16 protein-coding genes and 1 pseudogene are annotated in these 12,704 nt (G+C 68.9%); 9 read left to right on the top strand and 8 right to left on the bottom strand.

Annotation, left to right across the window (positions count from 1 at the left end; all coding sequences use genetic code 11):
- Positions 1-16 precede the first annotated feature (16 nt).
- A complete protein-coding gene (locus tag ABDW31_RS10850) occupies positions 17-1,498 on the bottom strand; it encodes a hypothetical protein (RefSeq protein WP_343698718.1) in 1,482 nt (493 codons plus the stop codon).
- Between the two features lie 362 nt (positions 1,499-1,860).
- Between ABDW31_RS10850 and ABDW31_RS10855 the strand changes: the two genes are divergently transcribed.
- On the top strand, positions 1,861-1,995 hold the full coding sequence (locus tag ABDW31_RS10855; protein WP_343698719.1) for a hypothetical protein: 135 nt from the start codon (positions 1,861-1,863) through the stop codon (positions 1,993-1,995).
- A 57-nt stretch (positions 1,996-2,052) separates the two neighbouring features.
- Here ABDW31_RS10855 and ABDW31_RS10860 read toward each other — a convergent pair whose 3' ends face one another.
- A complete protein-coding gene (locus ABDW31_RS10860) occupies positions 2,053-2,433 on the bottom strand; it encodes a hypothetical protein (protein ID WP_184721430.1) in 381 nt (126 codons plus the stop codon).
- A gap of 212 nt (positions 2,434-2,645) precedes the next feature.
- Here ABDW31_RS10860 and ABDW31_RS10865 point away from each other — a divergent pair, with 212 nt between their 5' ends.
- Positions 2,646-2,876, top strand: a complete 231-nt coding sequence (locus ABDW31_RS10865) for a hypothetical protein (RefSeq protein WP_343698720.1) — start codon at positions 2,646-2,648, stop codon at positions 2,874-2,876.
- Between the two features lie 19 nt (positions 2,877-2,895).
- Here ABDW31_RS10865 and ABDW31_RS10870 read toward each other — a convergent pair whose 3' ends face one another.
- Positions 2,896-3,249 carry a DUF1491 family protein gene (locus tag ABDW31_RS10870; protein ID WP_343698721.1) on the bottom strand — a complete coding sequence of 118 codons (354 nt, stop codon included), beginning with the start codon at positions 3,247-3,249 and terminating at the stop codon, positions 2,896-2,898.
- A 142-nt stretch (positions 3,250-3,391) separates the two neighbouring features.
- Here ABDW31_RS10870 and ABDW31_RS10875 point away from each other — a divergent pair, with 142 nt between their 5' ends.
- Positions 3,392-4,207 carry a hypothetical protein gene (locus ABDW31_RS10875; protein WP_343698722.1) on the top strand — a complete coding sequence of 272 codons (816 nt, stop codon included), beginning with the start codon at positions 3,392-3,394 and terminating at the stop codon, positions 4,205-4,207.
- A 6-nt stretch (positions 4,208-4,213) separates the two neighbouring features.
- Here ABDW31_RS10875 and ABDW31_RS10880 read toward each other — a convergent pair whose 3' ends face one another.
- Positions 4,214-5,968, bottom strand: a complete 1,755-nt coding sequence (locus ABDW31_RS10880; protein ID WP_343698723.1) for a HAMP domain-containing sensor histidine kinase — start codon at positions 5,966-5,968, stop codon at positions 4,214-4,216.
- 193 nt (positions 5,969-6,161) lie between these two features.
- Between ABDW31_RS10880 and ABDW31_RS10885 the strand changes: the two genes are divergently transcribed.
- The 5 genes from ABDW31_RS10885 to ABDW31_RS10905 all read left to right on the top strand — a co-directional run bounded on the left by ABDW31_RS10885 (position 6,162) and on the right by ABDW31_RS10905 (position 9,274).
- The gene (locus tag ABDW31_RS10885) at positions 6,162-6,959 is read left to right on the top strand and encodes a HAMP domain-containing sensor histidine kinase (RefSeq protein WP_343698724.1); all 798 of its coding nucleotides are present in this window, start codon (positions 6,162-6,164) and stop codon (positions 6,957-6,959) included.
- A gap of 42 nt (positions 6,960-7,001) precedes the next feature.
- Positions 7,002-7,427, top strand: a complete 426-nt coding sequence (locus ABDW31_RS10890) for a SufE family protein (RefSeq protein WP_343698725.1) — start codon at positions 7,002-7,004, stop codon at positions 7,425-7,427.
- Positions 7,411-8,379, top strand: a complete 969-nt coding sequence (locus tag ABDW31_RS10895) for a rhodanese-related sulfurtransferase (RefSeq protein ID WP_343698726.1) — start codon at positions 7,411-7,413, stop codon at positions 8,377-8,379. The genes ABDW31_RS10890 and ABDW31_RS10895 overlap by 17 nt, the downstream gene beginning before the upstream one ends.
- Positions 8,380-8,435: 56 nt before the next feature.
- On the top strand, positions 8,436-8,885 hold the full coding sequence (locus tag ABDW31_RS10900; protein ID WP_343698727.1) for a PA2169 family four-helix-bundle protein: 450 nt from the start codon (positions 8,436-8,438) through the stop codon (positions 8,883-8,885).
- A gap of 86 nt (positions 8,886-8,971) precedes the next feature.
- Complete coding sequence (locus tag ABDW31_RS10905; protein WP_343698728.1) at positions 8,972-9,274, top strand: helix-turn-helix domain-containing protein; 303 nt, start codon at positions 8,972-8,974, stop codon at positions 9,272-9,274.
- 4 nt (positions 9,275-9,278) lie between these two features.
- On the opposite strand, the gene ABDW31_RS10910 is transcribed toward ABDW31_RS10905, so the two are convergent.
- Positions 9,279-9,803 carry a hypothetical protein gene (locus ABDW31_RS10910; RefSeq protein WP_343698729.1) on the bottom strand — a complete coding sequence of 175 codons (525 nt, stop codon included), beginning with the start codon at positions 9,801-9,803 and terminating at the stop codon, positions 9,279-9,281.
- Between the two features lie 147 nt (positions 9,804-9,950).
- On the opposite strand from ABDW31_RS10910, the gene ABDW31_RS10915 reads away from it, so the two are divergent.
- Positions 9,951-10,700, top strand: a complete 750-nt coding sequence (locus tag ABDW31_RS10915) for a glucose 1-dehydrogenase (protein ID WP_343698730.1) — start codon at positions 9,951-9,953, stop codon at positions 10,698-10,700.
- Here the strand turns inward: ABDW31_RS10915 and ABDW31_RS10920 are convergent.
- The 3 genes and pseudogenes from ABDW31_RS10920 to ABDW31_RS10930 all read right to left on the bottom strand — a co-directional run.
- A pseudogene (locus ABDW31_RS10920) lies at positions 10,672-10,884 on the bottom strand (DUF6456 domain-containing protein); the annotation flags it as partial. The gene ABDW31_RS10915 and the pseudogene ABDW31_RS10920 sit on opposite strands and share 29 nt — an antisense overlap.
- Before the next feature lie 25 nt (positions 10,885-10,909).
- Positions 10,910-11,770 carry a hypothetical protein gene (locus ABDW31_RS10925; protein ID WP_343698731.1) on the bottom strand — a complete coding sequence of 287 codons (861 nt, stop codon included), beginning with the start codon at positions 11,768-11,770 and terminating at the stop codon, positions 10,910-10,912.
- A complete protein-coding gene (locus ABDW31_RS10930) occupies positions 11,770-12,702 on the bottom strand; it encodes a sugar kinase (RefSeq protein WP_343698732.1) in 933 nt (310 codons plus the stop codon). The genes ABDW31_RS10925 and ABDW31_RS10930 overlap by 1 nt, the downstream gene beginning before the upstream one ends.
- Positions 12,703-12,704 lie beyond the last annotated feature (2 nt).

A 12,704-nucleotide genomic window follows, 5' to 3' on the forward strand; every position in this document is an offset into this window, starting at 1 on the left:
GGCGGGACTAGCCCCATCAGCCGCTTTTGTCACCGTCCTCGACCGTTTCGACCGGACGGCGACGGGCGATCGCCTCTTCGAACCGCCGCTGGGCCTCGGCCGCCTCCGGCCCGACGTGCGGATCGTTGAACACCGGCTCGAGCATCGCCGCGGCCTCCTCGAACCGGTCGCGGCGCATCAGGGCGTCGGCGGCGGCGATCCGGAACTGCGGCACCTGCGGCGCCAGTTCCTGGGCGCGCAGCAGCACATTGACGGCGTTGTCGTTGGGATAGCCCGGCTCTCCCCGGCGGCTGATGGCGTAGTCGTAGAGCAGCAGGGCGTTGTCGCGATCGACCGCAAAGCCCTTGCCGAACCAGTCGCGGGCCTCGTTCAGCAGCTTCGGCGCCTGGGCGCGGTCGACGCGGGCCTGCAGCATGTAGGAGTAGCCCAGGGTCTGGATAGCCTCGACGTCCCGCGGGTCGGTCGCGATCCGCTGCTTGAGCAGCGCTTGCGCCTTGGCCCGGTCGCCATAGTCGTTCTCGGCCCGCGCCAGCGTCATCTCGGCCAGACGATCGCCGGGATAGCGCGCGGCGCGCTCGCGGATCATCGCCAGGGCCTTTTCACGCTCGGGCTTAGGCACGCCCATCTTCAGGCGCTGGTTTTCCAGGATGAGATCATCAGCCGAAGCCGGCAGACGGGTGACCTCCAACGCGCCGGCGGTCGAGGGGGGGCGCGCCATGCGCCGGCCGGGCAAGGCGGCCATGTGGTCACGCAGCACGCGCGGCAGGTCCTCCAGCGGCACGCCGGCCGCCTCAGGCATCAGGCCCACGGGGTCGCCGCCGTCGGCCACGCCCCGGGCGTAGCGCGCAAAGCGCTTCAACCGCTCGGGGTCCGACATCATGTAGTGGGTCAGGATCCAGGACTGCGCATAGAAGGAGACAATGTCCGCGCGGCCGCCGGTCAGCGCCCGCCGCCCCAGGATCTCCTTGAACGGCGTCCAGGACGTTCCCCGCAGCCAGGCGATGCGCGGACTGGTGACCCCCAGCTCCACGACGTCCGGCTTGAACCGCGCCGTCATGAAGTATTCCGCATAGCCTTCGACCAGCCACGCCGGATAGGCGGCCGGTGCGTGCTGCTTCATGAAGTGGTGGGTGTATTCGTGGAACAGGACCCGTCGGCCATGGTCCTCGCCGCCCTCGACGCTCATCACAGCAAAGATCTCGCCGATCGACGAGGTGTAAAAACCGCCAACACCGCTGGCCAGGCCCGGCTTCACCCGCTGCAGATCGAACCGGCGCGGCACCAGATAGATCGGCAGCGGCTTGCCGTTGGGCTGGGCGTCCACCCCGTGCAGGATACGCAGCAGACCGTCGAAGTCCTGGAGGTCCTGGGCCATCTGGACCAGCGTCTTCTCGCTCACCCGGCCATACAGCGAAAAGGCCGGCGTCCGGGTGTGCAGCCAGTCGCTCTTCGCGCCTCCAGCCGCGCTGGTGATGGTCACGGGCGTCAGAGGGGTCATGGCAGTGCTGGCGATAAACAACCGCCGCGAAATCGATCGACGCATCACGCTCTTCCCCCGAAGCGAACTTCCCTCAAGCCGCAATGCGATCTGACATGGCGGATGGGCGTATCACAACCTCTGGCAGGCTCGCCGCTTCAGAAACCCGAACCAGAGGCCGCCGTCGGTCTCGTGGGGCTGTTGCGCCAGGAGATCAGGCCCGCAAGCCTGGAGCGCCGCTTCGTCACGGGTTCGACGGGGAACGTCCTTATGGGTTGGCCCGCGGCAAAATACCCCTATTCGAATGATGGGTTTGGAGTCATGCTCCACTTGTCCCTGTACCCGAGACGTCAGATCTCGGGATGGAAGGAGGAGTTCGAAAGATGGCCCTGCTTGACCATCATCAACGTGCGACCGGCCGGCAAAACCCCGCGGGCAGCGCGTTGTGTTTCGGCCTCACCCTGGCGGGCCTGGCTGGCCTGGCGGTGGTGCTGAGCTGGATGATGACCCTGATCTGATCGGGTCGAGAGGCAAGACGGATCGCGCTCACGCGGCCCTAATCGGGCCGCGCGGCGTCATGCAGCCAGACGTCGCCACACTTGGCGGTCGGCCTCGAGATTGGTCAGCGAACCGGCCTTCTGGCGCTGCAACAGCGCGCCCATGACTTCGAAATTCAGCTGCGCGTAGCGGACCTGCACGTCCTCGACCCGGCAGCCACGGCCCGGCGCGATGAACAGGGCCGCATTGATTTCCGGCGCCTTGGCAACGATCAGAGCCGCCAGACGCTGGGCGCGCTCCAGATCCTTGTGGTGCAGCAGCGGCTCCTGGGCGAACAGCTCCTTGCCCAGCTCTCCCACATAGTTCAGCGACAGCTTCGCGAACCGGTCGGCCGACATCGGCGGCGCCATGTCGGCGGCGTCAAAGTTCAGGACGACATCGTTCAGCAGGAAAAGCATGGCGCCTTCGGGTGTGCGGAGGGGTTGAGCGGAACCCCCAAAGACATACCCGAAACGGGGTTTAGGTCGGGTTTAGCAGCACGGTTAACACCGCCCCGGATCGACCTTCTCCACAACTCCTGCGCCGACTGGGGACGCCTCAAGCGTCGCCCTAGGATCGGCCATCGCTCCGCACGCGTTACCTGCCCATCCTCAACCTGCAGGAGACGCACATGCGCACGAACTTCGCCATCGCGGCCCTGATCTACCCAATGGTCCAGGCCGCGGTCTTCGGCATCGGCCTGCTGGGGCTTCTGGTCGCCGGCTCGCCCGCCAGCCTGTTCCCCATCGTGATCGCCGCCACCTTCGCCGTCGCCGTCCCGATCGCGCTGGCGATCGCCCCGCGCCTGCGCTCGAAGGCCTGGCGCGACCGTCACGGCACGAAGCTGACGCCCAGCTACTAGACCCCGCGGCGGGCGGCCCTTAGAGGCCGCCCGTCGTTTTCGCGTCGGCCTCGACGGCCTCGGTCAGGAAGTGACGGCCCTCGCGGTCCTCGATCTCGACTACCCAGACGTCGGGATCGATGCGGGCCGCGCGCTCGGCATAGGCGTCCAAGTCGGGCTCGAACGCCGAGCGCACCGGCTGCATCCAGAACCGCTCGCCGTCGCCGCGCGTGGCCTCGCTGTACAGCCGCGCCACGCCGGCCCGGCGGTCCACCACCTTGACCAGCACCGCCCCCGCCCGCGCGTCGCCCTTGCGCGCGATCATGGCGAACGCGCCGCCTAGCTCAGCGCGGCGGATCAGCGCGCCCACCCAGATATCCGTCGAAAGCAGCATCCGCTAACCGAACCGCAACCCCACGAGGCGTACAAATCGCCCCCTCAAGTCTCGAAGCATACGAGCAATGACGCCAAAGACGCACCAGAAAGGTCGCGGGGCGCGATGGATCGGGGTGTCGATCGGTTTGGCTGTCACGGCCATGCCCACCGCGCTGCTTGCCGCCAACGCCGCCGACCAGCTTTACGAACGCACGCTGATGACCGCGGCCGACGACCGCTGCCGCCTGTTCTCGCCTGACCTGGCCGCCGCGCTGGACGCCTCACGGGCCCAGGCGCGGGGGGCGACCCTGCGGGCCGGCGCCACCCAGGACCAGGTCCTGGCCCTGGAACAGCGCGCCCGTGGCAAGGCCGCCAACGTGGCGTGCAACGCCAAGGACCTGACCACCGCAGCCGCGCGCGTCAGAACCGGGTTCGAGGGCTATTCCAGGCTTCTGGTCATGGTCTATCCGGGCGACGTCGCATCCTGGCGCGCTGATCGGCCGGTCTCGGCGCTGATCCCCGTCTGGCGCCTGTCGCAACCGGCCAGCTTCGGCGGTGACCGGATGATCTTCGGCCTGGCCGGCGGCTCCAAGGCGCTGATGGCCGTCTCGACCTTCCCGAATGGCCAGCGCCCCTACGCGGCGCGCATCATCGTTCGCGACACCCGGCGCACCTCCGGCCCCTATATCGCCAACGGCGCGGGCCGGAGTCTGGCGGCCAAGGTCCCGCCACGCAACGCCAGCCTGGTGTTCAATGCCAAAGGCCGCGACGAGGCCCCGCCCTCGCTGTTGCCGAAGAACGCCAAGGCGGGCCTGGCCTTCCGATTCCCGACCGCGGCGGCCGACGCGATCGCACAGCTGGATCCGCGTGAAGCGATCACCGTGGAGTTCACCCTGCCGGGCAGCGGCGTCGAGCTGACCCGCAAGGCCTATATCGAGGTCGGGGACTTTGCCGCGGGACGGGCGTTCCTGAACTAGACGAATCTAGCGCGGCGCGAAGGCGATGACGTTGTCGCCCAGATGCGACGGCGGTTCGCCGGCCGTCTTGTCCTCGGCGAAGATCTCTTCCGGGGCGGCGTCACCGGCCAGTTCGGGCGCCGGCGTCGGACGCACCGCCTGCAGCAGCACCGGCATCCGCACCGAAACGGTGGTGCCCGCGCCCAGGCGGCTTTCGATGATCATGTCGCCGCCATGCAGCTTGGCGAAGGCGCGGACCAGCGACAGGCCCAGGCCCGTGCCGCGCGCGCGCTGCTCGACGCCGCCGGCCTGCTCGTAGGGACGGCCCAGCCGTTCCAAGTCCTCGGGGCTGATGCCGACGCCGGTGTCGGCAACAACGATCTCCAGCACGCCGTCATAGCCGTGCACCGTCACCGTCACCTGGCCGCCGCGCGGGGTGAACTTCAGGGCGTTGGACACCAGGTTCAGTACGATCTGCTTCAGGGCGCGGCGGTCGGCGTCGACCTCCAGCTCGCCCGGCGGCAGCACGCCGCGCAGCTGGACGCTGGCGGTGTCGGCCTGGACGCGCAGCAGGCGCATGGCGGCCTGGATCGCCTCGCGGGCGTCGAAGATCCCCCGCTGCAGCTCGAAGCGTTCGGCCTCGATCTTCGACATATCCAGCACGTCGTTGATCAGATCCAGCAGGTGGCGACCGCTTTCGTGGATCAGTTCGGCATACTCGCCGTAACGGTCGGTGAGCGGGCCGAACATGCGGCCGCGCATGATGTCCGAGAAGCCCATGATGGCGTTCAGCGGCGTGCGCAGCTCGTGGCTCATATTGGCCAGGAAGCGGGCGCGGCCGGCGGCCAGGGCCTCGGCGTCGGCGCGGGCCTGGTCCAGAGCGGTCTCGCGATTGCGCTCGAGGGTAACGTCGCGCAGCAGGCCGACCAGATGGTTGGGCGCCACGCGTTGCAGGTCCAGGGCGACGATACGCTCCATGCCCAGGGACGGGTTGAAGGTCAGGCAGGCGGCGCCGTCGCGATGGGCCGCGGCGATGGCGGCGGTCAGGCGCTGGCGATCGTTCGGCGCAGCCACGCCGGCCAGGCCGCGATTAACCAGCTCGGTCGTGGTGATTCCCGGCGGCGGCGCGCCGCGCACGGCGGTGACAGTGCCATGGCCACGGATCGAAATGGCCAAATGCGGCAAGCCGTCCAGCAGGGTTTCGAGGTAAATGATCTCGGCGGCGTAGCGGTCGTCGCGCGCGCCCTGGCGGCGGCGGCCGATCAGCAGGCCGGCGGCCAGGCCAAGGCCCGTGGTGACCAGGGCCAGGAAACCCAGCACGAAGGCCAGGGGACCATCCGGGGTCGGCGGGGCCAGGCCCGAAAGCTGACTGAGAGCGGCCACGCAGCCGCCGATCAGGGACAGCGCCGCGCCTTCGGCCAGACGCTTGGGCTGGTCCAGCACCGAGGCCGCCGCGACGGGGGCGAGGCACCAGGCGGCCATGGCCCCGGAGACGCCGCCGGTCAGGACCGCCGCCAGCGCGCCGCCCACGGCCCACAGCACCAGCAGCACCGACTGGGTGCGCTCGTCCTCGCTGGTTAGGACCAGGGAGACCAGGGCCGGAACCGCGCCCGCGCCCAGCGCCGCCCAGATCGGCCAGCCGCCGGTGTTCTGGGCGAACAGAGCCGCCGCCGCGGCGAGACAAATCGCCGCCAGCCAGCCCAGGCGCCACGCGTGCGCAGGATCAAACCCCGCCGCGCGAGCGGGGCGTCTGATCGGGTCTGGAAGCGTCTCGAATTCCAACGGCTACAACTTCAGGCGCGGCAGGACCGCCGCTGTCTTCAAACCTTAACGCCTGGCGCCGGGTCCGGCCAAGCGCGCACAATCGTTAAGCGATCTTTCCATGTCGGGTTGTTGTGGACGGAAACGGATTCGTAAGCGCCGTCAGGCATGATCCGCTCCTTAGTCGTACGGACAGAACGTCCGGGAGTTCACCATGCCAGAAGCGGCGTCCCAAAAAGACCCGTCCATTGTCACGCCTTTCGCGCCTCCCGTGCCGGCCGACCGCCGCGCGGCCGCGCAGGAGCGTCGACGCCTGGCCCTGGACGACCGCAAGCGCTCGTTCCTGCGCATGGTCAGCCACGAGCTGCGCACCCCGCTGAACGCCGTGATCGGCTTTTCCGAGATCCTGTCCCAGGAACTGTATGGTCCGCTGGGCAACGACCAGTACCGCGAATACGCCGCCATCGTGCACGACAGCGGCCTGAAGCTGCTGAAGCTGGTCAATCAGATCGTCGAGATCGCGCGCCTGGAAGGCCATGTCACCGACATCGAAATGACCCCCGAGCCGCTCGACGAGGCGCTCGAGGACGTTCTGGACATTCTGCGCGGCGAGATCGCCCGCCGCGAGGTCATCGTCAATGTGCTGGGCCAGGGCGCCCTGCCGCTGGTGGTCGCCGACAGCCGCGGCCTGCGCACCATGCTGTCGAACCTGATCCAGAACGCCGTGGCCCACTCGCCGGCCGGCGGCGTGGTGCATGTCGCCGCCAGCCGCATCGGCGACGAGGTCGAGATCTCGATCCGCGACCAGGGCCCCGGCGTCGAGAGCGCCGAACTGCCCCGCCTGCTGCAGCCGTTCGAACAGGCCGGCTCGGCCCTGACCCGCACCAGCGAGGGCGTCGGCCTTGGCTTGCCGATCGTCGATCTGCTGTCGCGCGCCATGGGCGGGCGGCTGAAGCTGTCGTCCAGCCTCGGCGCCGGCTTCCTGGCCAGGCTGATCCTCCCGGCTGGCTAGTGCGGCTTGCCTTGCGGCGCCTCGCCCCCTAATTGGCGCCCCATGACCAGCCCGATCGATACCGCTCTCAACGACCTCGCCGACGAGTTCGAACTCCTGGGCGACTGGGAAGAGCGCTATCGCTACGTGATCGAGCTGGGCAAGGAGCTCGCGCCCCTGACCGACGCCGAGCGCTCGGAAGAGAACAAGGTGCGCGGCTGCGCCAGCCAGGTGTGGCTGGTCACCGAACCCCAGGCTGACGGCACGCTGAATTTCCGTGGCGACAGTGACGCCCATATCGTCAGCGGTCTGGTGGCCATCATGCTGCGCCTCTATTCGGGCCGCACGCCCGCCGACATCGCCGCCTTCGACGCCAAGGGCGCGCTGGACAAGCTTGGCCTTTCCGAAGCTCTGTCCTCGCAGCGCTCCAACGGCCTGAAGTCGATGGTCGCCCGCATCCAGCACGACGCCAATGTCCGCCTCGCCTAACTATCGCGTCGCCGCGCTCTATCGCTTTACGCGGTTCGAGGATCCGTTGGCGATCCAGGGCCCGCTGGCGGCCTTGTGCTGCAGCCTGGGCGTCAAGGGCACCCTGCTGCTGGCCCGCGAGGGCATCAACGGCACCATCGCCGGCGAGGACGCCGCCATCGAGGCGGTGCTGGATCACATCCGCGCCCTACCCGGCTGCGCCGACCTGAAGCCCAAGACCGCCTGGGCCGAGCGCATGCCGTTCTACCGGATGAAGGTCCGGCTGAAGAAAGAGATCGTCACTCTGGGCGAGCCGGACCTGGATCCGACCGACGCCGGGACCTATGTCGCGCCCGCCGACTGGAACGCCCTGATCAGCGATCCCGACGTCTTCGTCATCGACACCCGCAACGACTACGAGGTCGCCGTCGGCCGGTTCGAGGGCGCGGTCGATCCTAGAACGGCCAGCTTCTCGGACTTCCCGACCTGGTTCCGCGACTGGCGCCAGGACGTGGAAGCCCAGCGCGGCCCGGACGCCGCCCCGCTGAAGGTGGCCATGTACTGCACCGGCGGCATCCGCTGCGAAAAGTCGACCGCCTTTCTCAAGGCCGAGGGCGTCGCCGACGTCTTCCACCTGCAGGGCGGCATCCTCGACTACCTGGAACAGGTGCCCGAGCCCGAAAGCCTGTGGCGCGGCGAGTGCTTCGTGTTCGACGAGCGGGTGGCGGTCGGTCACGGCCTGACGCCCGGCACCCACGCCCTGTGCCGCGGCTGCCGGATGCCGGTCAGTCCGGAAGACCGCGCCTCGCCGCTTTATGTCGAGGGCGTCGCCTGCCCGGCCTGCCACGACCAACGCAGCGACGACCAGAAGGCCCGCGCCGCCGAGCGCCACCGCCAGGCCCAGCACTGCGAGACCCTGGGCATCGACCACGTCGGCGCCCAACTTCCGGCGCCCAACGAGCTTCAGGGCTGAACCTTAAGCGCCCGCCCCGCGTTGACCCGGCTCCCCATCACCAGTGGAGTCGCCCCATGCATACGAACGAAGACCACATCAAGCTCGTCAACGGCCTGGTCGAGACCACCATCGACAGCGCCGACGGCTACGAAGAGGCCGCCAAGGACGCCGACAGCGCGCGCTACAAGGACCTGTTCACGCGCCGCGCCCAGGAGCGCCGCTCGATCGCCTCGGAACTGCAGGACGAAGTCCGCCGCCTGGGCGGCGAGGCCAAGGACGACGGCACCATCCTGGCCGCCGCGCACCGCGCGTTCGTCAACCTGCGCGACTCGCTCAGCAAGGGCGACGAGGCGGTGATCACCGAGGTCGAGTCCGGCGAGGACTACATCAAGGGCAAGTACGAGAAGGCCCTGCAGGACACCGACGTCGAGCCCCAGACCCGCGCCGTGATCGAAAAGGCCTGGGCCTCGGTCAAGACCGGCCACGACCAGATGCGCGACATCAAGCACATGCTGAAGCACTAGGGCTCGACCCGGACGCTTCGAAGGGCGGGATCGAAAGGTCCCGCCCTTTCTGCTGCCCGTTTGCTTATGCGCCGCCTCCACCGCATATGAGAGCGATGGAAGAAGCCCCGCCCATCGTGCTTGACGAGCGACAGGTGACCCTGATCGCAAAGGCTCTGGCCGAGCCGCGCCGCCGCCAGATCCTCAAGGAGATTGGCGCGGCCAGCGAACCCACCGCCTGCGGCGCGGTCGCCGCCCAGATGCCTGTCAGCGCCGCCACCTTCTCGCATCACATGAAGGAGCTGGAGACGGCGGGCCTGATCCGCATCTGCCGCCAGGGCAAGTTCGCCTTCCTGGTGCTGCAGCGCGACGTGCTGAACGCCTATCTGACCGAACTGGCCGGGATCTGAGGCCTCAGCGGCCCTTCGACCGTTCGTAGGCTTCCAGGGCCGCCCGATCCGCCTTCGAGACGAACTCGCAGGCCAGCAAGGTCTTGCCCGGCAAGGCCGCGCTCTCCCGGGCGATGATCGAAACCGTTCCGCCCTCGGGCTGGGGCTGCTGGTCGGCCGGTAGCTCGCGCGCATAGCCCTTGGTCGAGGCGCCCAGCAGCGTCGAGCGCTCACGCTCCAGCTGATAGCGCTTCGCCAGAGCCTCGGCCTGCGCGCCCTGAACCAGCACGCCAATCGACGTCCCGGCGAACACCACCTCGTCGGTCTTGAAACCGTCCTGGCCGATGTCCTGCGGCAACTTGTAGACATTGGCCGTCAGCAGCGAGGTGTCCGGCTTGGCCAGCTTCTCGGCCGCGTCATAGAGCGCCATCGCCGACGACATCGTGTAGGGCGGCTTGCAGATCGCCGCGTCATAGAACGCCTGCGCCGACGCTTGGCCTCCCTGAAGCGCGGCCGAAACCAGGGCGATGGCGAGGGAGGTGCGGAGCATGAGCGGTCCTTACCGGCGGGCGCGTCGGAAGCGAATCCCGAGGGTATATACACCCTGAGAAAATCTCTCCGCCCCGCCCATTGAATCACTTCGATGATTATCTAAATGTCGAAACGTTCGCCACTGAGGGCGACCGGAGAGACTTCAATGAGCAAGCTTGCAGGCAAGACCGCCATCGTGACCGGCGCGTCGAAGGGCATCGGGGCGGCAATCGCCAAGGCCCTGGCCGCAGAGGGCGCGGCCGTGGCGGTCAACTACGCCTCCAGCCGCGAGGGCGCCGACAAGGTCGTGGCCGAGATCGTCGCCGCCGGCGGCAAGGCCGTCGCGGTCCAGGCCTCGGTGGCCCAGGAGACCGACGTGGTGCGGCTGTTTGAAGAGACGGTCCAGGCGTTCGGCGCCGTCGACATCGTGGTCAACAATGCCGGCGTTTACGCCTTCGGGCCGATCGACGACTTCGCCGAGGCCGAGTACCGCCGCCAGTTCGACACCAACGTCCTGGGCGTGCTGCTGGCCAGCCGCGAGGCCGCCAGGCGCTTTGGCCCCGAGGGCGGCAGCATCATCAACATCAGCTCGGCCGCGGTGACCGCCGACCTGCCGACGGGTTCGATCTACACGGCCAGCAAGGCGGCGGTGGACTCGATCACCCGCGTGCTGGCCAAGGAGCTGGGCCCGCGCAAGATCCGGGTCAACGCCATCTCGCCCGGCGGCGTCGAGACCGAAGGCACGCATGCGGCGGGCATCGCCGGCAGCGACTTCGAGAACCAGCTGGTGGCCATCACCCCGCTGGGCCGCATCGGCCAGCCGTCAGACATCGCGCCGGTGGCGACCTTCCTGGCCTCGCCCGAGAGCTATTGGATCACCGGCGAAATCATCGCTGTGGCCGGCGGCAACCGCTGACCGCCCAGACCATCCCATAGTGCTGCGCCAGGCGCTGCAGGGCGAGTTTCAGGACCGTCTTGCCCGCCCGGCGCGGTAGTTTCAGCGACGCCTCGGCCGCCTCCAGGGCCGAGCCCAGCAGGCAGATGCGCTCCACGATCTCGCGCAGGCCGGGGCCGACGTCCGCCAGGGCCATGGCGACTCGGGGTCCGGACGGCCGAGACGGGCATTCAAGCCGTCGGCGTGCGCGAGATCGTCATGGCTGGCGCCCGCACGAACGACTCGCTCATGACCTGCACCCAGGCTGCATCGATGACCTCGTCACGCAGCGTCTGGCAAGCGGCAAGCGCCGCCTCCAGGCCCACCGCCGGATTGGCGGCCTGGAGATCCGGCGGGCAGGCGTTGCGGAACGCCGCCGCCAGCGCGTCAGGCAGGCGCGGACCGGTGCGCAGCCACTGCTCGGCGCGCGCGAAGCCGTCGGTGGCCAGCAGCCGCTTCATGTAGCCGGTGTTCGACTGCAGGCTGACGCCGCCCATGGCGTCGACCAGCACCACCGGAAACAGCGGGGCCAGCGACGGCAGCAGGGTGTTGGCGTAGGCGCGCGCGTCCCAATAGCGCTCGGCGACCCGCGCGAAGTGGACGGCGTCCTGGATCAGCACCATGCCCGACTGGTCCATCGGCAGGATCTCGACCTTGGGCTTGGTGACGTCGACCGTGTCGTTGGAGACGTCGACGTACAGGCCGCCCAGATGGATGGCGTTCTGGAAATAGCTGTCGCGCAGCACGCCCCAGACCAGCTTGCCGCGTCCGCCATGCCCGAAGAAATCGTTCAACGCCTGTCGACCGGGCGAGCCGCGCTGGGCGGCGAAGGCGGTCAGCCGCCCCATGATGTCCAGGGTGATCTCGTGGCAGCAGCCATAGGGATAGGCCCTGCCCTTGTACGCCGGGACCTTGCCCGCCAACGCCTGGTCGGTGTCCAGGCGCAGTTCCAGCAGCGCCGCCTCTATCTCCGACAGGGCCGGCAGCAGGAAGCGTTCGGTCAGCGCCGTCTGCGTCGCGTCGGCGCTGAGATCGTCCGGCGGCAGCAGCATCAGGACGCGAGGGCGACGCCGTGCGGCAGGATCGCGCCGCGGTGCGAGACGACCAGGGCGGCCAGGGCGTGGGCCCGGGCGACCGCCTCCTCGATCGACAGACCCGCCAGTCGCGCCGACAGATAGGCGGCGTTGAAGCTGTCCCCCGCCCCCGTCGTGTCGACGGCCTTCACGCGACCAGGCGGCGGCGTGGCGGTGCGGCCCTCGGGGCGATGGACGTTGACGGCATGGCTTTCGTCGCGGGCCACCACCTCGGCCCCGGCCGCAGCCCATTCGCCGGCCAGATCCTCGGCCTCGCGGCTATAGAGGGGGCGGCTGTCCTCGCTGCTCAGCGAGACGTAGCGGCACGAGGGCACGATGCCGTCCAGGGCGGCGCGGGCGGCCTCGGGGCTTGGCCACAGGGCCGGGCGGTAATTGAAGTCCAGCGCCACGGCGATGCCCAGCGAGTGGACATACGCCAGGATGTCCTTGAGGCGCGCTCGTCCGATGTCGCCGATCACCGCCAAGGTCACGCCCGACAGATAGACCAGGTCGCTGGCCTTGGCCGCTTCGATCAATTGGTCGGCGGTGTGGGCCGAGAACAGGTCGCGGATCGGGGCCCGCTCGCGCCAGTAGTGGAACTTCCGCTCGCCGGCGTCGTCCAGCACGATGGCGTAGAGGCCCGGCAGGCGGTTCTCGACCTGACGCACCAAGCGGGTGTCCATCGCCTCGCGGCGCATGGTCGCCAGCACGCCCTCGCTGAAGGGGTCGCCCTGCCCCAGCGCCGTGCAGTAGGCGACGTCGTCGCCCAGCCGCGCCATGTAGATGGCGGTGTTGAAGGTGTCGCCGGCATAGCCCATCCGGTACAGCGGCGCGCCGCCGTCACTGGCCCCATGGGAGGCCTCGGGCGACAGCTCGACCATGCATTCGCCCAGGACGGTGATCTTGGCCATGG

The sequence above is a fragment of the Caulobacter sp. genome (assembly GCF_039596335.1).
Classification (GTDB): Bacteria; Pseudomonadota; Alphaproteobacteria; order Caulobacterales; family Caulobacteraceae; genus Caulobacter.